At 62.5% G+C, this 18,279-nt stretch carries 19 protein-coding genes; 6 read left to right on the forward strand and 13 right to left on the reverse strand.

Annotation, left to right across the window (positions count from 1 at the left end):
* Positions 1 to 2: 2 nt before the first annotated feature.
* Genes P775_RS24000 through P775_RS24020 form a run of 5 tightly spaced genes read right to left on the reverse strand, consistent with a single transcriptional unit; the run spans position 3 to position 5,153 of the window.
* The gene (locus P775_RS24000) at positions 3 to 1,367 is read right to left on the reverse strand and encodes a glutamine synthetase family protein (protein ID WP_099913354.1); all 1,365 of its coding nucleotides are present in this window, start codon (positions 1,365 to 1,367) and stop codon (positions 3 to 5) included.
* 60 nt (positions 1,368 to 1,427) lie between these two features.
* Positions 1,428 to 2,465, reverse strand: a complete 1,038-nt coding sequence (locus P775_RS24005; protein ID WP_099913355.1) for a TRAP transporter substrate-binding protein — start codon at positions 2,463 to 2,465, stop codon at positions 1,428 to 1,430.
* Between the two features lie 51 nt (positions 2,466 to 2,516).
* Positions 2,517 to 3,842: a TRAP transporter large permease gene (locus P775_RS24010; RefSeq protein ID WP_099913356.1), complete on the reverse strand. Its 1,326-nt coding sequence runs from the start codon at positions 3,840 to 3,842 to the stop codon at positions 2,517 to 2,519.
* Complete coding sequence (locus P775_RS24015; RefSeq protein ID WP_099913357.1) at positions 3,842 to 4,399, reverse strand: TRAP transporter small permease subunit; 558 nt, start codon at positions 4,397 to 4,399, stop codon at positions 3,842 to 3,844. Before P775_RS24015 ends, P775_RS24010 begins: the two co-directional genes overlap by 1 nt.
* A complete protein-coding gene (locus P775_RS24020; protein ID WP_099913358.1) occupies positions 4,392 to 5,153 on the reverse strand; it encodes an N-formylglutamate amidohydrolase in 762 nt (253 codons plus the stop codon). The genes P775_RS24015 and P775_RS24020 overlap by 8 nt, the downstream gene beginning before the upstream one ends.
* A gap of 117 nt (positions 5,154 to 5,270) precedes the next feature.
* Here P775_RS24020 and P775_RS24025 point away from each other — a divergent pair, with 117 nt between their 5' ends.
* A complete protein-coding gene (locus P775_RS24025) occupies positions 5,271 to 6,143 on the forward strand; it encodes a MurR/RpiR family transcriptional regulator (protein WP_099913359.1) in 873 nt (290 codons plus the stop codon).
* A 4-nt stretch (positions 6,144 to 6,147) separates the two neighbouring features.
* On the opposite strand, the gene P775_RS24030 is transcribed toward P775_RS24025, so the two are convergent.
* On the reverse strand, positions 6,148 to 7,485 hold the full coding sequence (locus tag P775_RS24030) for a formimidoylglutamate deiminase (RefSeq protein WP_099913360.1): 1,338 nt from the start codon (positions 7,483 to 7,485) through the stop codon (positions 6,148 to 6,150).
* Positions 7,486 to 7,579: 94 nt separating this feature from the next.
* On the opposite strand from P775_RS24030, the gene hutI reads away from it, so the two are divergent.
* From hutI to P775_RS24055, 5 genes are read left to right on the forward strand one after another with little or no spacing between them, the layout of a single operon-like run.
* Entirely contained in the window at positions 7,580 to 8,767 is a 1,188-nt protein-coding gene (hutI, locus tag P775_RS24035; RefSeq protein ID WP_099913361.1) for an imidazolonepropionase, read from the forward strand.
* On the forward strand, positions 8,767 to 10,296 hold the full coding sequence (hutH, locus tag P775_RS24040) for a histidine ammonia-lyase (protein WP_099913362.1): 1,530 nt from the start codon (positions 8,767 to 8,769) through the stop codon (positions 10,294 to 10,296). Before hutI ends, hutH begins: the two co-directional genes overlap by 1 nt.
* Complete coding sequence (hutG, locus tag P775_RS24045) at positions 10,296 to 11,090, forward strand: N-formylglutamate deformylase (protein ID WP_099913363.1); 795 nt, start codon at positions 10,296 to 10,298, stop codon at positions 11,088 to 11,090. The genes hutH and hutG overlap by 1 nt, the downstream gene beginning before the upstream one ends.
* Positions 11,091 to 11,102: 12 nt before the next feature.
* Positions 11,103 to 12,797 carry a urocanate hydratase gene (gene hutU, locus P775_RS24050; protein WP_099913364.1) on the forward strand — a complete coding sequence of 565 codons (1,695 nt, stop codon included), beginning with the start codon at positions 11,103 to 11,105 and terminating at the stop codon, positions 12,795 to 12,797.
* On the forward strand, positions 12,794 to 13,333 hold the full coding sequence (locus P775_RS24055; RefSeq protein ID WP_180287566.1) for a HutD/Ves family protein: 540 nt from the start codon (positions 12,794 to 12,796) through the stop codon (positions 13,331 to 13,333). Before hutU ends, P775_RS24055 begins: the two co-directional genes overlap by 4 nt.
* A gap of 21 nt (positions 13,334 to 13,354) precedes the next feature.
* On the opposite strand, the gene P775_RS24060 is transcribed toward P775_RS24055, so the two are convergent.
* From P775_RS24060 to P775_RS29245, 7 genes are all read right to left on the reverse strand, one after another.
* On the reverse strand, positions 13,355 to 14,098 hold the full coding sequence (locus tag P775_RS24060) for a histidine utilization transcriptional repressor HutC (RefSeq protein WP_099913366.1): 744 nt from the start codon (positions 14,096 to 14,098) through the stop codon (positions 13,355 to 13,357).
* A gap of 47 nt (positions 14,099 to 14,145) precedes the next feature.
* Positions 14,146 to 14,934 carry an amino acid ABC transporter ATP-binding protein gene (locus P775_RS24065; protein WP_099913367.1) on the reverse strand — a complete coding sequence of 263 codons (789 nt, stop codon included), beginning with the start codon at positions 14,932 to 14,934 and terminating at the stop codon, positions 14,146 to 14,148.
* The gene (locus P775_RS24070) at positions 14,931 to 15,593 is read right to left on the reverse strand and encodes an amino acid ABC transporter permease (protein WP_099913368.1); all 663 of its coding nucleotides are present in this window, start codon (positions 15,591 to 15,593) and stop codon (positions 14,931 to 14,933) included. Before P775_RS24070 ends, P775_RS24065 begins: the two co-directional genes overlap by 4 nt.
* A complete protein-coding gene (locus P775_RS24075; protein ID WP_099913369.1) occupies positions 15,590 to 16,234 on the reverse strand; it encodes an amino acid ABC transporter permease in 645 nt (214 codons plus the stop codon). The genes P775_RS24070 and P775_RS24075 overlap by 4 nt, the downstream gene beginning before the upstream one ends.
* 64 nt (positions 16,235 to 16,298) lie before the next feature.
* The gene (locus P775_RS24080; protein WP_099913370.1) at positions 16,299 to 17,123 is read right to left on the reverse strand and encodes a transporter substrate-binding domain-containing protein; all 825 of its coding nucleotides are present in this window, start codon (positions 17,121 to 17,123) and stop codon (positions 16,299 to 16,301) included.
* 197 nt (positions 17,124 to 17,320) lie between these two features.
* On the reverse strand, positions 17,321 to 17,815 hold the full coding sequence (locus P775_RS29240; RefSeq protein ID WP_245875841.1) for an FAD-linked oxidase C-terminal domain-containing protein: 495 nt from the start codon (positions 17,813 to 17,815) through the stop codon (positions 17,321 to 17,323).
* A 74-nt stretch (positions 17,816 to 17,889) separates the two neighbouring features.
* The gene (locus P775_RS29245; RefSeq protein ID WP_425439930.1) at positions 17,890 to 18,207 is read right to left on the reverse strand and encodes an FAD-binding oxidoreductase; all 318 of its coding nucleotides are present in this window, start codon (positions 18,205 to 18,207) and stop codon (positions 17,890 to 17,892) included.
* Positions 18,208 to 18,279 lie beyond the last annotated feature (72 nt).

An 18,279-nucleotide genomic window follows, 5' to 3' on the forward strand; every position in this document is an offset into this window, starting at 1 on the left:
CCTCAGGCCCTTTCAAAGCCGCGCGCGATTTCCCAGTCGGTCACGGCGCGGTCAAACTCTTCCTGTTCCCATTCTGCCGCCCGGGTGTAATGGTCAACCACATCATCGCCCAGAACCTCGCGCAGGAAGGCAGAATTGCGCAAGGTGCCGGTCGCCGCCATCAGGCTTTGCGGGATGTCCCCGGCCTTGGAATCCTCGTAGACGTCGCCGGTCGTCGGCGCGCCCAGCACCATATTGTCCTCGATCCCCTTGATCCCGGCCGCCAGCATCACGGCCTGCGCCAGATAGGGGTTGAGGTCGGATCCGCCAATGCGGCATTCGACCCGCACGCCCTTGGTTCCTGCGCCGCACAGGCGGAATCCGGCGGTGCGGTTGTCTACGGACCAGACGGTCTTGGTCGGCGCAAAGCTGCCCTTGGCAAAGCGTTTATAGCTGTTGACGTAAGGCGCCAGAAAATAGGTGTAGTCGGGCGCATAGGCAATCAGCCCCGCCATGTAGTGTTTCATAAGCTCGGACATGCCCAGATCATCCGCCTTGTCTACAAAGGCGGGCGTGCCATCCTGCCACAGCGACTGGTGCACATGGCTGGAGGACCCGACACGGTCCGCATGCCATTTTGGCAGAAAGCTTGCCGCATGGCCGTGTTGCCAGGCGATTTCCTTGACAGCATTTTTTGCGATGGTGTGAAAATCCGCGCAGTCGAGCGCGGGAGAATAGCGGATGTTCAGCTCTTCCTGACCGGCCTCGGCCTCGCCCTTGGAATTCTCGATCGGAATGCCCGCGGCGTAAAGATGATTGCGCACCGGGCGCATGATCATCTCTTCCTTTGTGGTCTGGAAGATATGGTAGTCCTGATTGTAGCCGCTGATCGGGGTCAGATCGCGAAAGCCGCCCTTGCGGATCTCATCCAGGCTTTTCTCGAACAGGAAAAATTCCAGTTCCGTCGCCATCATCGCGTCAAAGCCCAGTTCGGCCAGGCGCGCGATCTGTTTCTTGAGGATTGCACGGGGGGAATGCGGCACCGGCTGATGATGGTGGTGATCAAGGATATCGCACAGCACCATGGCCGTTCCCGCAAGCCAGGGAACCGGGCGCAGGGTAGACAGATCCGGCTGCAACACATAGTCGCCATACCCCGCCTGCCAGCTGGCCGAGGCATAGCCGGACGGCGTCGCCATTTCCAGATCGGTCGCCAGCAGGTAATTGCAGCAGTGGGTTTCCTCGTACGAGGTTTCGATGAAATTCGCCGCGTGGAAGCGCTTGCCCATCAGGCGGCCCTGCATATCGACCGCGCAGACCAGCACGGTGTCGATCACACCGCTGGCGACTTGGGATTTCAGGTCTTCAAAGCTCAGAGTGCCGGCCATGGTATTCGTCCATTTTCGTGAGGGTTGGGGGCACCCGTACGGATGCCCCCGGTTTCAGGTTCAGCCAAAGGTATAGGGGGGGCCTGCCTTGCTGATGACCTCGTTATAGTCCTCAAAGATCTTGACGATCTTGGCATGCACTTCGCCTTCTCCGGCGACCTCTTTCCAGAACACCTTGGCGGCCTCTTCGACCTGCACCCATTCCTCTTGCGGGATCGAGCGCAACTGAAGCTTGTCGCCCTGCGCACGCAGGCGCGCCTCGCCGCCCCAGTACCACTGGTTGCGGTAGGTGTGACCGGCCTCAATGCCTGACATCACGATGGCCTTGAGGTGTTCGGGCAGATCGGCCCACTGTTTCTGGTTCACAAAGAACGACCCGATCCAGGCGCCCGAGATGTTGTTGGTCAGGAAGTAGTCGGTCACATCCGCCCAGCCGACAGTGTAATCCTCGGTGATGCCCGACCAAGCCATGCCGTCCAGCTCGCCGGTCTGCACGGCGACCTGTGCATCCTCGTAGGGAATGGACACGGGAACCACACCAAACTGCGACAGGAACCGGCCCGCCGTGGGGAAGGTATAAAGCTTCAGACCATCCAGATCGGCCAGCGACGTGACCTCTTTCTTGGTGTTGAAGTTGCAGGGATCCTGACCCGCAGCGGACAGCCACTGGACGCCAACCTTGGCGTATTCTTCACGCCAGATATCGGCAAGACCGTACTGGTTGAACAGCACAGGCACATCCAGCGAATGCTTGGTCGCCAGCGGGAAGTATCCGCCAAACACCTGCAGCGGTGTGGGCGAGGCCATGGAATCGTCGTCCGAATGCACAGCGTCGATGGTGCCGCGCTGCAGCGCCTGGAACAGCTCGCCTGTGGGCACGATCTGGTCGGCGTAATACAGCTCGATCTCCATCTCGCCGTTGGCGGCGTTGTTGATGTAGTCGATGGTCGGTTTGGTCACAAACTCACCCAAGGCCGCACCGGCATAGGTCTGAAAGCGCCATTTGATCGGCGTCTGGGCGCGGACGATGGCGGGGCTTGCCACCGCAGCGGCACCGCCAAGGGCGGCGGTGCGCAGGAAGGAACGTCTCGAAGTCATGGTCTTCTCCTTGTTGGTTGGGGTCTGCTCCGTTTGCCGGAGTTCTTGGGGTTAATTTGCGTAAACGTAATTGGGCAGCCACAGGGCGATCTGCGGAAAGATCATGACAACAGCCAGCGCCAGAGCCATGACCAGAACAAACGGCAGGATCGACTGATAGATATCCTGGATCGAGATTTCCGGCGGCGCCATTGCACGCATCAGGAACAGGTTATAGCCAAAGGGCGGCGTCATGTAGGCGATCTGGCAGGTGATCGTGTAAAGCACACCGTACCAGACCAGATCAAAGCCCAGCTCCCCCACCAGCGGCACATAAAGCGGCGCAACAATGACCAGCATTGCGGTGTCGTCCAGAAAGGTGCCCATCACGATAAAGCTCAGCTGCATCAGGATCAGGATCACCCAGGGGTTCAGCCCCAGCTGTTCGGTAAACAGCCCCGAGATCGCCTTGACCGCGCCCAGCCCGTCGAACACCGCGCCAAAGGCCAGCGCGGCGAGGATGATCCACATGAACATGCAAGTGATGCCAAGCGTGTTTCTGACGGAATTCTCAAACACCTCGCGCGTCATGCGCCCCTTGAGAACCGCCGCCATGAACGCGGCCATTGCGCCGATGGCCGAGCTTTCCACCAGCGATGTCCAGCCGTTCACAAAGGGCACCATCATCACTGCAAAGATGCCCAGCGGCAGCGCGCCCGCCCCCAGAAGTCGCATCTTTTCCGCCATCGGAATGTCACGTTCTTCGCGTGGCAGCACCGGGCCGAGTTCCGGGTTCCGCCAGCAGCGGATCACGATATAGGCGATGAACATGCCCGCCATCATCAGCCCCGGGATCACCCCGGCCAGCCAGAGCTGCCCAACCGGCTGGCGCGCGATCATTGCATAAAGCACCAGCACAACCGATGGCGGCACAAGGATGCCCAGACTTGACCCAGCCTGGATCACCCCCGTCACCATCCGCTTGTCATAGCCGCGCTTGAGCAGCTCTGGCAGGGCAATGGTCGACCCGATGGCCATACCTGCCACTGACAGCCCGTTCATGGCTGAAATAAGTACCATCAGACCAATCGTGCCGATGGCCAGACCACCGCGCAACCCACCCATCCAGACGTGGAACATCTTGTAAAGATCATCGGCAATTTTGGATTCCGACAGCACGTAGCCCATGAAGATGAACATCGGCAGGGTCAGCAGCGGATACCACTTCATCAGCTTCATCGCCGCCGAAAACCCGATGTCATAGCCACCCCGGTCGCCCCACAGCAGCAGGGCCGCCATCACTGCGACAAACCCGATGGCGCCGAACACCCGCTGACCGGTCAGCAGCATCAGCATCATTGTCGCGAACATCAGCGTGGCAATCAGATCGTAGGACATCAGATCGCCTCACCTTTCAGCCGCAGCACGTCTTTCAACAGCTCGGAAATACATTGCAGCAGCATGAGGAATATCCCGAGAATCATGATGGTTTTGATCGGCCACAGCCAGGGCCGCCAGCCCGAGGGCGAAGTTTCCAGATAGCCGATCTCTTCGCTGCCGGTGATCAGCCCGCCAAAGAACGAAATCGGTTCTGTCCCGAAATAACCAAGGCTGTAAGCGGTCGATCCGATGGCGCCGTAAAGCAGCACACAGAGGTAGAAGATCAGGAACAGCACGGTGAACAGATCCACCACCGCCTTCTTGCGCGGGGACCATTCACCATACAGCAGATCCATCCGCACGTTTGATCCCAGCTGGATCGAATAGGGCCCGCCGAGGATGTAATAGGCGACCATGGTGAACTGCGCCATTTCCAGCGTCCACAGCGTGGGCGTGAAAAACGTCTTGTTGATTGATGAGATCAGCAAGATCCCCATCAGCACAAAGATCCCGTACATCATGATCCGACCAAGGCGGTGGTTGAAGCCATCCACACCACGGATAAACTTACGCATCGCGTCCCCCCTGCACTGTTTCCAGCGCCTCACGTACCCAGCCTGCCAGCATTGCGGCAATCGACTGCTGCTGCGCCTCGGTCGCGATAAGATCATTGCGGATTTCGATCATCACATTCGGATGCCCGCCCGGCAAAGCATGTTCCCGCAAGGTATGGGTCACACGGTCCTCGGGGCCATAGGGCGCGTTGCGCTGGACGTTCAGCAGCGTATGCCGCGCCGCACTGTCCAGCATCGCATCGGCCAGACGCGTGTCACTGTCATGCAACACACCGATCTCAACCGTCCGAGGCTGACCATGAAACACCCGGGTAAAGCTGTGAATGGTCACGATCACCGGCGCCGCCACGGTCGCAACCTCCTGCGCAAGCGCGGCGCGAAAGGGGGCGTAATACCGGCGCGCCCGCTCGGCCCGGTCCGCCTCGGACAGATCCGCATTGCCCGGCACCACGATCACTTCGCTTTGCGCTGGCATGGCGTCGGGCGCCTCGGGCGGGCGATTGCAGTCATAGACCAGCCGCGAAACGTTCGACGCGACCAGCACCGCATCCAACTCTGCTGCCATACGTTCTGCCACTGCCATGGCACCCGGATCCCAGGCAGCGTGGCTCAGACGATCCGCCTCGGACAGACCCAGACCTTTCAGCCCCTCGGGGATAAAGGCCGAAGCATGTTCGCAGACCAGCACCACAGCGCTGGAACCGCCACACACCGTGACGATGGACTGGTTTTCTGAGGTCGCAATCCCTGACATCTGTCCCCCGTTTTCCAGAAACCTTCGGGGGAGGTTAAGATTCTGTCAATAACTTAATGTAACAGATCTCACATATGCTATCATGATGTAACGAATTCCATCAAAACGAGCGAATCCGTGGCTCAGAGCGACCAGACCATTGCAGAACGCATCCAGTCCGAACTGGACACGCTGACCCGCGCCGAACGACAGCTCGCCCATGCGATCCTTGAAAATTATCCCGCCAGCGGCCTTGGCCCACTCTCTGCGCTGGCGCGCGATGCCGAGGTATCGGGGCCGACCGTGCTGCGTATGTTGCAAAAGCTGGGGTATGCCGGCTACCCAGATTTTCAGGCAGAACTGCGCGAAGAACTGCGCGCCAAGGTCAAAAGCCCCATCGCAAAATATGACAACTGGGCCGAGGCCGCGCCTTCGGGCCACATCCTCAACCGCTTTACCGAGGCGGTGATCGACAACATCCGCCATTCGCTGGCGCAGATCGAACCCGAAGCCTTTGATGCCGCCTGCGCGCTGATCGCGGACCCCAAGCGCAAGGTGCATATCGTCGGCGGGCGAATCACGCATACCCTGGCAGAATACCTTTACCTGCACATGCAAGTGATCCGCCCGGACGTTACACATATCCGCTCTACCTCGAACACCTGGCCGCATGACCTGCTGGATGCGGGACCGGGCGATGTCTTCGTCATTTTCGACATGCGCCGGTACGAGAATAATACCCTGAAGCTTGCCGAAATGGCGGTGGCGCGGGGCGCGCAGATCATCCTGTTCACCGATCAGTGGCGCTCGCCCATCCACGCTCTGGCAGGCATCTGTTTTTCAAGCAGGATCGTCGTGCCCTCGGCCTGGGATTCGCTGGCAACCCCGATGCTGCTGGTCGAGACGATGATTTCCGCCGTTCAAAGCCTGTTGTGGGAGGACACGCGCCGCCGCATGGAAACGCTGGAAGAGATGTTCGACCAGACCAAGCTGTTTCGCAAGTTCACCTGATGCGCTACCGCGCCAGCACGTCCCGCACCACCTGAACATAGCGTTGCGCGATTGCGTCTCGCGCCACATGCCGCCCCTCCTGAACAAGATGCGCCCCGCGCACCCAGACATCACGCACCCGAATATCCCGGCCAAAGATCCAGCGGTCCAGCGTCTGCGCACCGTCTGTGCCCAGCTGAAACGGATCGTCCAGCGCCACCAGATCCGCAGGCGCCCCGACCGCTATCACCGGATCACCCGCGCCCAGTGCCTGCGCGCCTCCGGCCAGAGCCGCATCGAACAGCTGCTGACCAGTTGATCCCGGCTGCGGCGTCATCACATTGCGCTCACGCAGGCTCAACCGCTGGGAATATTCCAGCGCCTGCAATTCCCCGGCCAACCCGATTTGCACATTGCTGTCGGTGCCCAGACCGATGCGCCCGCCAGCCTCAAGAAATGCCCGCCCCGCGAATATCCCGTCGCCCAGATTCGCCTCTGTTACCGGACACAGCCCCGCCACAGCGCCAGAGGCCGCGATGCGCGCAACCTCCCCTTCGGTCAGGTGCGTCGCATGGATCAGGCACCAGTCCGGCGTGACTTCGGCATGATCAAACAGCCAGTCCACCGGGCGTTGCCCGCTGAAGGCGATACAATCCTCGACCTCTTTCACCTGCTCAGCGATATGGATATGCACCCGCCGCCCCGGCAGCGCCGCCACCAGCGCGGACAGATCCGCACCACTGGCCGCCCGCAGCGAATGAGGCGCATAACCCACCAGATCCCCGGGCCGGGTGGCCAAAGCATCGCAGTGGCTGATCAGCTCAAGAAACGACTCGAAACCATGCAGGAACCGCCTTTGTCCCGCCCCCGCAGGAACGGGGCCAAAGCCACCGTGAGCATAGAACACCGGCAAATGGGTCAGGTTCAGCCCCGTCGCATGGGCTGCGGCAAAGATGCGCGCCGACATCTCGGCGGGGTCATCATAGGACTGCCCGTCAGGCGCATGGTGCAGATAGTGAAACTCGCCCACGCGGGTATAGCCCGCCTCCAACATCTCGACATAGGCCATCTCGGCAATGGCCTGCGCGCCGTCGGGGTCCAGTTGCAGCGCAAAGCGATACATCATCTCGCGCCATGTCCAGAAGCTGTCGCGCATGGCCCCTCGCTGTTCGGTAAGGCCGGCAAACCCGCGCTGGAACGCATGGCTGTGCAGATTGCTCATCCCCGGCAGCAAGGTGTCCACACCGGCAGCAACGCCCGCCCCGGCAGGCTCAACCGCAGTGATCACGCCATCACTGACCGTGATCGCGATATTCTCTGCCCAACCTTCAGGCAGCAGGGCCTGTTTTACGACAATCTGCATGACACCTCTCCGATCAACAACACTTTGGGCTTTGCTGAAGGCCCCTTATTATGTATATACTTATTAATGGTGCAGGAAAAGGCGGAAGATCGGGATGTTGAAACTCTGGACCAATGCGCGGGTGATCACGGGGCAGACTGACCAGATCCGCCCGGAACCTCTGGATGTGCTGTGCGACAACGGGCGGATTATCCACGTCGCGCCCGGTATTGAGGCACCCAATGCCGAGGTTGTCGATTGCGGCGGCGCGCTGATGACGCCCGCACTGGTGGATTGTCACACGCATATCGTGTTCGGCGGCGACCGCGCCCGCGAATTCGAACTGCGGCTTGAGGGCGCGAGTTACGAACAGATCGCCCGCGAAGGCGGCGGAATCGCCGCCACCATGACTGCCACCCGCGCGATGAGCGTGGATGACCTGGTGCAATCCGCACTGCCCCGCCTTGATCACCTGCTGGCCGAAGGCGTCTGCACGGTCGAGATAAAATCGGGCTATGGTCTGGATATCGAGGCCGAGCTGAACATGCTGCGCGCCGCCCGTCGGCTGGGTGAGGTCCGCCCGGTCCGCGTGGTGACCACATGGCTCGCCGCCCACGCCCTGCCCCCCGCCTACAAGGGCCGCGCGGCGGAGTATATCGCCGAGGTGGCAATTACCGGCCTCGACCGCGCACAGGCCGAAGGGCTGGTCGATGCGGTGGACGCCTTTTGCGAAAGCATCGCCTTTTCGGTGGAACAACTGGAACCGCTGTTTGCCCACGCCACCAAACTGGGCATCCCGGTCAAACTGCATGCCGAACAGCTCAGCCATTGCGGCGGCACGCAGCTGGCCACCCGGCACAAGGCGCTGTCAGCAGATCACGTCGAATACGCGACAGAGGCGGATGCGCATGCCATGGCCGCCGCCGGAACTGTCGCCGTGCTGCTGCCCGGTGCGTTTTATACATTGCGCGAAACCCAGTCGCCCCCCGTCGCGGCCTTTCGCGCGGCTGGCGTGCCCATGGCGCTGGCCACCGACTGCAACCCGGGCACATCGCCCGTCACCTCGATCCTGCTGACCATGAACATGGGCGCGACGCTGTTCCGCCTGACTGTGCCCGAATGTTTCGCCGCCGTCACCCGGCATGGCGCGCAGGCGCTGGGGCTGAGCCATGAAACCGGCACCATCGCACCGGGCCTGTCGGCAGATTTCGCCCTGTGGGAGGCGGACAGCGCCGCCGTCATGGTGAACCGCATCGGGTTCAACCCGCTCAAAGCGCGGGTCTTCAAAGGGGAATACGTCTGATGACACTTACGCTGACACCCGGCACCGTGGATCTGGCCACACTGGCCGACATCTACTGGCACCAGACCCCGGTCACGCTCGACGCCTCGGCCCTGCCGGGGATCAGGGTCGCGGCTGCACGGGTGGCCGAGGTCGCCGCCGGCAGCGATCCGGTCTATGGCATCAACACAGGCTTTGGCAAACTCGCCTCCCTGCGCATCGCGCCGGGGGATGTGACCACCCTGCAGCGCAACCTGATCCTGTCCCATTGCTGCGGCGTTGGTGATCCGCTCGCGCCCGAGATCGTGCACCTGATCCTGACGCTGAAGCTGTTGTCGCTGGGGCGTGGGGCGTCGGGTGTGCGCCCGGAACTGGTAGCACTGCTGGAGGGGATGCTGGCCCGTGGCGTGATCCCCGTCATTCCCGAAAAAGGCTCGGTTGGCGCCTCGGGTGACCTTGCCCCGCTGGCCCATATGGCCGCTGTGATGATCGGCGAGGGAGAGGCATGGGTGCACGGCGTCCGCCTGCCGGGATCGGATGCTTTGACCCGCGCGGGGCTGAAACCCGTCGTTCTGACCGCCAAAGAGGGGCTTGCCCTGATCAACGGCACGCAGGTCTCGACCGCATTGGCTTTGGCCGGGCTGTTCCGCGCCATGCGCGCGCTGCAGGCCTCGGTCGTGACCGGCGCGCTGACAACCGATGCGGCGATGGGATCGACCGCGCCCTTTGCCGAAGAAATCCAGCTGCTGCGCGGCCAACCCGGCCAGATCGAAGTTGCCGCCACCCTGCGCGCCCTGCTCGACGGGTCGGACATCCGCGACAGCCACACCGATGGGGACGAGCGGGTACAGGACCCCTATTGCATCCGCTGCCACCCACAGGTGGGCGGTGCCTGCCTTGACCTTTTGCGACAGTCCGCCACCACCCTGCGGATCGAGGCGAATGCCGCAACCGACAACCCGCTTGTCCTGTCGGACGGCAGCATTGTGTCGGGCGGGAATTTCCACGCCGAACCCGTGGCCTTTGCCGCTGATCAGATCGCCCTTGCCGTAGCCGAAATCGGGGCAATTGCCCAGCGGCGTGTGGCGCTGCTGGTGGACCCGACCCTGAACTACGGCCTGCCCGCGTTCCTCAGCCCCGCACCGGGCCTGAACTCTGGCCTGATGATCGCCGAGGTGACCACCGCCGCCCTGATGAGCGAGAACAAGCAGCTCGCGCATCCCGCTTCGGTCGATTCCACCCCCACCAGCGCCAGCCAGGAGGATCACGTGTCCATGGCCTGCCACGGCGCGCGGCGGCTGCTGCAGATGACCCAGAACCTGTTCTGGATCATCGGGGTCGAGGCGATGACCGGCGCGCAGGGCATCGAAATGCGTGGCCCGCTGAAAACCTCGCCCAGCCTGCAGGCGGTGATCGCAAAGATCCGCGAAACCGTCCCCGCCCTTGCCGAAGACCGCTACATGGCACCCGATCTGGACGCTGCAGGGGCGCTTGTGGCCAGCGGCGCGCTGGCGCAGGCTGCGGGCATCCCCTTGCCGGAGGTTTCCTGATGCATCCCGTCACCGTCACCCGGGGCGACAGCCCGCTGGTTCTGGGCTTTCCCCACACCGGCACCTATGTGCCCGACGACATCCGCGCCCGCCTGAACCCCGAAGGGCGGATGCTGCGCGACACCGACTGGCATATCGACTCGCTCTACCGCGATCTGATACCCGGAATCACCTGCGTCGCGGCGAATTTCCACCGCTACGTCATTGACGCCAACCGCGACCCCGACGGAGCATCGCTCTACCCCGGGCAGACCACCACCGGCCTTGTCCCGCTGAACACCTTCGACAACACGCCGATCTGGGCCGAAGGGGCAGAACCGACCGAGGCTGACATCGCCCAGCGTCTGGCCGACTGGCACCGCCCCTATCACGCGGCGCTTGAGGCGGAACTGGCGCGGGTCAAGGCCCGGCACGGCATCGCGATCCTCTATGACTGCCACTCGATCCGGTCGGTCATTCCCTGGCTGTTCGACGGCACCCTGCCCGATTTCAACATCGGCAGCGACAGCGGCGCCACCTGCGCGCCTGCGCTGGAACAAGCCGTGCTGAAACGCTGCACCGCGTCTGGCCGCACCACCATCCTGAACGGGCGCTTTCGCGGCGGCTGGACCACCCGGCACTACGCCACGCCCGCCACAGGCATTCACACAATCCAGATGGAGCTCGCACAGTCCAGCCATCTTGCCCGCGAGACACCTGATTTTGCGCTGGACCCTGACAAATCCGACAGCCTGCGCGCCGTTCTGAAACCCATCCTGCAAGATCTCATCGACCTTGCCCCCACCCTCGCCTGAAAGGATCGTCTCATGCCCGGCTCCCGCCACAACCTGCGCGACATCTACCCGCCCACCGGCCCCGAGCTGACCGCGAAAAGCTGGCAGACCGAGGCGCCCCTGCGGATGCTGATGAACAACCTGCACCCCGACGTGGCCGAGAACCCGCACGAGCTGGTGGTCTATGGCGGTATCGGGCGCGCGGCCCGGACTTGGGAGGATTTCGATTGCATCGTGGCGAGCCTCAAGGATCTCGAAGCGGACGAAACCCTGATCGTGCAATCGGGCAAACCCATCGCCATCATCCGCACCCACCGGGACGCGCCGCGCGTGCTGATCGCGAATTCCAACCTCGTGCCGGAATGGGCCAATTGGGACCACTTCAACGAACTCGATAAAAAGGGCCTGATGATGTACGGCCAGATGACCGCCGGGTCCTGGATCTACATCGGCGCGCAGGGCATCGTGCAGGGCACCTATGAAACCTTTGCCGAGGCCGGGCGCCAGCATTACGACGGCAACCTCACCGGCAAGTGGATTCTGACCGGGGGGCTTGGCGGCATGGGCGGGGCGCAGCCCTTGGCCGCTGTCATGGCCGGGGCCTGTTGTCTGGCGGTAGAATGTGACGAGACGCGGGCCGATTTCCGCATCCGCACGCGGTACTGCGATGAAAAGGTTCATACGCTGGACGACGCGCTCGCGCTGATCGACCAGTGGACCCAAGCGGGTGAGGCGAAATCCGTCGCCCTGATCGGCAACGCCGCAGACGTCTTTCCCGAAATCCTGCGCCGCATGCAGGCTGGTGAGGCGCTGCCCAATGGCCGCCCCGACATTGTGACCGACCAGACCTCGGCCCATGACCCTTATCGCGGCTACCTGCCCGCAGGCTGGTCCGTGGCAGAATGGCGCGAAAAGCAGGAAAGCGACCCCAAGGCGGTCGATGCCGCCGCACGTGCGTCGATGAAGATCCACGTCGCCGCCATGGTCGGCTTCTGGAACGCCGGTGTGCCGACGCTGGATTACGGCAACAACATCCGGCAGGTGGCCAAGGATGAGGGGCTGGAAAACGCCTTTGCCTTTCCCGGCTTTGTGCCCGCCTATATCCGCCCGCTGTTCTGCAAGGGCATCGGGCCGTTCCGCTGGGTCGCGCTGTCCGGCGACCCAGAAGATATCTACAAGACCGACCGCGCGATGAAGGAACTCTTCCCAGAGAACGAAGGCCTGCACCGCTGGCTCGATATGGCGCGCGACAGGATCGACTTTCAGGGGCTGCCCGCCCGCATCTGCTGGATCGGACTGGGTGACCGTCACCGCGCGGGGCTGAAGTTCAACGAAATGGTGGCGAGCGGCGAATTGTCCGCGCCCGTCGTCATCGGACGCGACCATCTGGATTCAGGCTCTGTCGCCAGCCCCAACCGCGAAACCGAAGCGATGCGCGACGGGTCCGACGCGGTCAGCGACTGGCCCCTGCTGAATGCCCTGATGAACACGGCGAGCGGCGCAACCTGGGTGTCGATCCACCACGGCGGCGGCGTCGGCATGGGCTATTCGCAACACGCCGGCGTGGTGATCTGCGCCGATGGCACCCCCGAGGCAGCGAAACGGCTGGAACGGGTGCTGTGGAACGACCCCGCGTCGGGCGTCTGGCGCCATGCGGATGCAGGGTACCCCGAGGCCGTGGAATGCGCCCGCGCCAACGGGCTGCGCTTGCCCCGGATTCTGGGATGAGGGTCTGGCGCGCCGCCGACCGCGTGTCCGAGCCGTGGAAGAACGGCGCCGGGACGATGGCCGTGATTCTCACCAGCCCCGGGGGCACCGATTGGGACAGGCTCGACTGGCGGGTGAGCACGGCGGTTATCACCCGCTCTGCACCGTTTTCGCATTTTCCCGGGCTGGATCGCCTGTTCACGCCCTATCAGGGCGGCACGGTCACCCTGCGGCTGCCAGGGCAGGTCCAGAAGGTCACGCCGGGGGATGCGCCCTTTGCCTTTTCCGGTGAAGCCGAGTGTTATTGTGACCACGACGGCGCAGAGACGCTGGTGCTGAACCTGCAGACCCGTGCGCCGTACCGGGCGGCAGCGGGGTATGACGCCTCGGTCTGGGAGGGGGCACCGGTGGCGTGCTACCTGTTCGCGCTGGAAGCGATGGGAGACCTTGCAGCCTTTGATCTGGTGGAGGTCAAACCCACTGATTGCGTTCCAACGGGACGGGCACTTTTTGTGGCCATAAATAAAATCTCTGAGATCCCCGTGCCAACAGCCTGAATTCAGGACGCGGGGGCGTCTTTACCCCTGATCGCTTTGCGCCCTTGGTGCAAAGGCGGCGACCAGTTGATGACTGTCGCCCGGATAAACCAGCCGCGCCCAGGTCACCCAGCCTTCGGACGTGCGGGTGCGGCGGACAATTTCCAGACAGGCATCACCGTCGCTCAGCGCCAGCGCGCCCGCCATTTCAGAATCTGCGTTCAGCGCACGGATGCGATGGCTTGCCTCGCTCCACGGCACGCGGCGCAGCAGCCATGTGCCCGGCGGGGTCGCACCAAAGTCCTGCTCCAGAACGCCAGGGGCCTGACCCGGGTTCACCAGACGGGTTTCGTGACAAAATGGCTGGCCATCGGCGCTGTGCAATCCTTCCAGCTGCAAGGCGCCCTGCCCTGCGACCGCGCCGCTACCGATATCAGCCGCTTCGGAACCGCTCAGCGCGCGGGAATTTCGCGACAGCAGGGTAAAGCGGTAATCCTGTCCCATGGAACCGACCTCGGCCTCGATATCCGCGATCTCCATGATTGCCGATTGCGCGCGCGGCTGTGCGACAAAGGTGCCGCGTTTCTTGCGACGGATCAGATAGCCCTCGCGCGCAAGCCGCGTCAGTGCCTTGTTCATCGTCATGCGCGACACGCCATAGGTTTCCGCCATAGCCGTTTCCACCGGCAGCTGATGCCCCGGCGCCCAGTCGCCCGACACGATCATATGACGGATGTCCGCGGTGATCCGGTCATGCTGGCTGATCCGCCTTGGCGGCTGTGTCATCTGTGGTCCTTCCTCGCGACTGAGCCGGCTGCCGTTGCCGGAAGGCACTACTGCACCAGAAAGGCACCACGGTCGAGATAGGTATCAAGGAACTGCTCCAGGCGCGGATTGCGCGGAGCGGCAAAGACCTTTTCCGGGGTGTCATGGAACAGCAGCTTGCCATGATCCAGAAAACAGACCTTGTTGCCGACCGAGGCGGCAAAGCCGATCTCATGCGTGACCACCACCATGGTCATACCCTCATCCGCGAGGGTGCGCATGACGTTCAGCACCTCGCCCGTCAGTTCGGGATCGAGCGCCGATGTCGGTTCGTCAAACAGCATGATTGTCGGGTCGAGCGCGAGGGCGCGGGCGATCGCCACGCGCTGCTGCTGGCCGCCGGACAGCTGAGAGGGATAGTGATGCGCGCGTTCCTTAAGATCGACCTTTTCCAGCTGGCGCATCGCTATGGCCTCGGCCTCGGCCTTGGACATCTTGCGCACGCGGCGCAAACTGGCTGACACGTTGCCCAGCGCCGTCATATGTGGCCACAGATTGAACTGCTGGAACACCATGCCGATCTTGGAACGTGCGCGGCGCAACTCTGCAGCCGTCTGACGGCGTCGCCCGTTCGGACCGTCGACAAAGCCTACCGGCTCTCCCTCGATCAGGATCGTTCCGGCATTGGCCTGTTCCAGAAACGCCATGCAGCGCAGCAGGGTAGATTTGCCCGACCCCGACGGCCCGATCAGGCAAGACACCTGACCCTTTGGCACCTCAAGGTTGATGTCGCGCAGCACGACGGTGTCACCGAACTGTTTGGAGACGTTCTTGATGCTGATGGCGCTGTCGGTCATGTCACACTCAGTTTTGCGATTTTGCGTTCTGTGATGCGGCCCAGCCAGTTGGCAAGCTCGACCAGGGCCCAGTAGACAAGGGCCAGCACCACGATGGATTCGACAAAGGCATATTGCTGCGACCCGATGGCGCTGACCGTCATGGTCATTTCCGGCACCGTGATCAGCGACAAAAGTGCGGTGTCTTTCAGAAGGATGATCGCCATGTTCATCGACGGCGGCAGCACCAGCAGCGCCATTTCCGGCAGCAGGATGAACAGGATTGTCTGCAGGCGGGAAAAGCCGACGCATTCCGCCGCCTCCACATGGCCCGGGGGAACCGACTGATATCCGGCGCGGAAAATCTCGGAATAATAAGCGGCACCATAGACCGAAATGCCCAGCAAACCGGCGGTTATCGGATCAAGGCGCAGGCCGATGTAGGGCCCGCCGAAATACAGCAGAAAGATCTGGATCAGAAACGGCGTGCCGCGCAGCACCTCGACCGGGACCATCAGCACAAGATTGATCAGCGGCCCGCCAAAGCGGCGCGCGGTGGCCACGACAAAGCCAAGGGCAACGGCCAGCGCCGTGCCCGCCAGCCAGATCAGGACGGTGACACCCAGACCGGACAGGATCTGCGGCCCCTTGGCCAGAATGACGGCGAAATCAAAGCTCATTTGGCGGGCAACCCCGGCAGGGCGTCTTCGGCCCGGCGGGCGGCAAAGGCGACGATCAGGTTGATGACCAGATAGATGAGGCCGGCGGAGGCAAAGATCGGCAGTGGCTGATAGGTCGAGGCCGCAAGGTTCTGCGCCATCTTGGTCAACTCGACCAGGCCCACTACGGACACAAGGGACGAGGCCTTGAGGATCAGGATCGCCTCGTTCACCAGCGCCGGAAAGGTCATGCGCAGCGCGATGGGCGTGCGGATATAGATGAATGTCTGCAGGCGCGAAAACCCGGCCATTTCGGCGCTTTCGACCAGACCAATGGGCACGCCTTCAAACCCGCCGCGCAGGTTTTCAGCCTGATAGGCTGCGGTGCTCAACGACAGGCCGATGATGGCTGTGGCCAGGCTGGGCAGGGTGATGCCAATCACCGGAAGCAGGTTGAAGATCAGCAGGAGCTGCACCAGCAAGGGCACACCCCGGAAGAAAGAGATGAACAGCCCCGCGCCGCCAAACAGCACGCGATTACCGGACATGCGCATAGCCGACAGAAGAACCGCAAACCCCAGCCCGGCAAAAATCGAAAGGACACTTACGAAGATCGTCATCAGCGACGCCTGCAAGAGCAGCTGGAAGAGATACCAGGTCATGGGGTGAGGAGTCCTGTCATGCATGCGCGACGGGCCGGGTGGGCCGCCCCGTCGCGCGGGTCGATCAGATGTTGGGGTCGGTCACGTAGTCGGGCATGTCAAAGGTGGTGCCGAACCATTTTTTCTGCAGCTCCGCCATGCGGCCGTCTGACTTCATCGCCAGCAGGATCTCATCGATCTTGTCCATCAGGCTGGAATATTCCGGCTCGATCCGGCCCGGAAAACCGAAATAGGTCGGGGTGCCAAAGGCAGGGGTGATGACCTTGAATACTTCGGGACGCTGGCTGGCGACAAAGGCGATGTTCGGCAGGGAATTTGCCATCGCCTCGATCCGGCCAGCGGCAAGGTCAGCATAGGCTTCGTTGAACGACACGTATTCGCGATACTCGGTCGGTGCCGGGTCCAGCGTCGCGCCGAATTCCTGCAGCTGCGCCAGCTGCGCAGTGCCGGTCGCCGATCCAACCGGCTTGCCCGCAATATCCGCAGGGGCGGCAATGTCGCTGTTCGCGCCAACCAGCAGGGCGACGGTCGCCTCTGCGATGGGGCTGGAGAAGCGGTAGCGTTCCATCCGGTCCTTGGTGATCGTGGCAGGGCCTGCGACAACGTCAAAGCGACCTGCCTCAAGACCTGGCAGAACCCCGGTCCAGTCGAGGGTAATCCATTCGATCTTGACCCCCATTTCCTTGCCGATCTCATCGTAGATATCCATGTTGAGGCCGGTGTGGGTGCCCGCATCGATATAGTCGAACGGGGCAAAGGCGGTTTCGGTGCCGACCTTCAACGTGCCCGCCGCCATGACGCGTTCCAGCGCGTCTTGGGCTTGGGCCGTTATGGTCGTACCAAACAGAAGGGCCGCGCCGGTGAGGGCGGCAAGAAAGTGCTTGCGCATTGATATTCTCCCTGTGCGCCCCTGACGGGGCATCGTTGTTGATTGTCCTGATCGCGGAGGCCCTGCAGACGCCGCATGGCTTTTGTGTATACAAATAGCAGTGAACAGCAAAAACAGGCGATGGGGAAGTCGGTTTCCGCCGATAGACGCCTGTCCATTGGGCACTTTCAACCAGCCCCGCGCAAGAAACAGGCACGTCATGCAAGTTCCGATCTGGGAAAACAGCGGTGCCTGATGCCGGGATGGGCCGTCGCCTGCCCCAAAAGATCAAAGATCTTGCCGGGGTTCAGAATCCCCTTGGGATCGACCGCGCGGTTCAACCGTCGCATGAGCGCCAGCGCGCCGCCATGCTCGGCCTCCATTAACGCGTTCTTGCGCAGCCCCACAGCATGTTCGCCCGTCGCCGTGCCGCCACAGGCCAGCGCCATGCCGAAAATCCGCGCGTTCAGCGCTTTCACCCGTGACTGTTCCTGCGCATCCTCGGGATCGAAAACCACGATAAGGTAAAAATTGCTGCCCCCCAAAATAGCCGTGCAGGGGGGGGCGATGATGCCTTCGGCAGTAATTTTTGCCTGAATAGCGGCGATGATCCCGGGCAGTTCAGACATCGGCACACAGACATCTGTCGACAGGCTATTGCCACCGGGGCGCAGGGTCAGTTCGGTGACAATGCCCAGCGTGCCCTCGGCCACGACGAACAGCGCAGTCAGGTCATGTCTTTAGGACGACTTGCGCGCCCGGCCCCCGGTGTGGATCATGGATCACCTCACCATCCGGCAGCACCAATGTCAGCCCCATGACAAGAGCGCAGCTTGGCATGCGCGCCCACGTCGATGGGCAGGAAGAGCCCGGTGTCGCGCAGATGTTCGTTCAGCTGCTCGCGGGTCACGCCAGCCTCGATCGTGGCATCCATATCCTCGGGCGACACAGGCAGGATCGCGGTCATGTTGGTCAAATCGATGCTGAGGCCACTCTGCACCGCCTGTGTCGAAGAGCCATGTCCGAAGGCGACAACCGTAAAACCATGATCGTTGCAGATTGCCAGAGCGTGCGACACATCCTGCGTCGTCTGCGCAAACAGCACCGCAAAGGGGGGCGCGGCGGCGTGCCAGCTGTACCCGGAGCCATGCTGATCGCGCAGAGCAGCACGGGTTAA

The sequence above is a fragment of the Puniceibacterium antarcticum genome, assembly GCF_002760615.1.
Taxonomy (GTDB): Bacteria; Pseudomonadota; Alphaproteobacteria; order Rhodobacterales; family Rhodobacteraceae; genus Puniceibacterium; species Puniceibacterium antarcticum.

What these genes read in the sequence shown, in the direction of transcription:
- P775_RS24000 (WP_099913354.1), bottom strand. Translation starts at nt 1,367, where the DNA reads ATGGCCGGCACTCTGAGCTTTGAAGACCTGAAATCCCAAGTCGCCAGC.
- P775_RS24005 (WP_099913355.1), bottom strand. Translation starts at nt 2,465, where the DNA reads ATGACTTCGAGACGTTCCTTCCTGCGCACCGCCGCCCTTGGCGGTGCC.
- P775_RS24010 (WP_099913356.1), bottom strand. Translation starts at nt 3,842, where the DNA reads ATGTCCTACGATCTGATTGCCACGCTGATGTTCGCGACAATGATGCTG.
- P775_RS24015 (WP_099913357.1), bottom strand. Translation starts at nt 4,399, where the DNA reads ATGCGTAAGTTTATCCGTGGTGTGGATGGCTTCAACCACCGCCTTGGT.
- P775_RS24020 (WP_099913358.1), bottom strand. Translation starts at nt 5,153, where the DNA reads ATGTCAGGGATTGCGACCTCAGAAAACCAGTCCATCGTCACGGTGTGT.
- P775_RS24030 (WP_099913360.1), bottom strand. Translation starts at nt 7,485, where the DNA reads ATGCAGATTGTCGTAAAACAGGCCCTGCTGCCTGAAGGTTGGGCAGAG.
- hutI (WP_099913361.1), top strand. Translation starts at nt 7,580, where the DNA reads ATGTTGAAACTCTGGACCAATGCGCGGGTGATCACGGGGCAGACTGAC.
- hutH (WP_099913362.1), top strand. Translation starts at nt 8,767, where the DNA reads ATGACACTTACGCTGACACCCGGCACCGTGGATCTGGCCACACTGGCC.
- hutG (WP_099913363.1), top strand. Translation starts at nt 10,296, where the DNA reads ATGCATCCCGTCACCGTCACCCGGGGCGACAGCCCGCTGGTTCTGGGC.
- hutU (WP_099913364.1), top strand. Translation starts at nt 11,103, where the DNA reads ATGCCCGGCTCCCGCCACAACCTGCGCGACATCTACCCGCCCACCGGC.
- P775_RS24055 (WP_180287566.1), top strand. Translation starts at nt 12,794, where the DNA reads ATGAGGGTCTGGCGCGCCGCCGACCGCGTGTCCGAGCCGTGGAAGAAC.
- P775_RS24060 (WP_099913366.1), bottom strand. Translation starts at nt 14,098, where the DNA reads ATGACACAGCCGCCAAGGCGGATCAGCCAGCATGACCGGATCACCGCG.
- P775_RS24065 (WP_099913367.1), bottom strand. Translation starts at nt 14,934, where the DNA reads ATGACCGACAGCGCCATCAGCATCAAGAACGTCTCCAAACAGTTCGGT.
- P775_RS24070 (WP_099913368.1), bottom strand. Translation starts at nt 15,593, where the DNA reads ATGAGCTTTGATTTCGCCGTCATTCTGGCCAAGGGGCCGCAGATCCTG.
- P775_RS24075 (WP_099913369.1), bottom strand. Translation starts at nt 16,234, where the DNA reads ATGACCTGGTATCTCTTCCAGCTGCTCTTGCAGGCGTCGCTGATGACG.
- P775_RS24080 (WP_099913370.1), bottom strand. Translation starts at nt 17,123, where the DNA reads ATGCGCAAGCACTTTCTTGCCGCCCTCACCGGCGCGGCCCTTCTGTTT.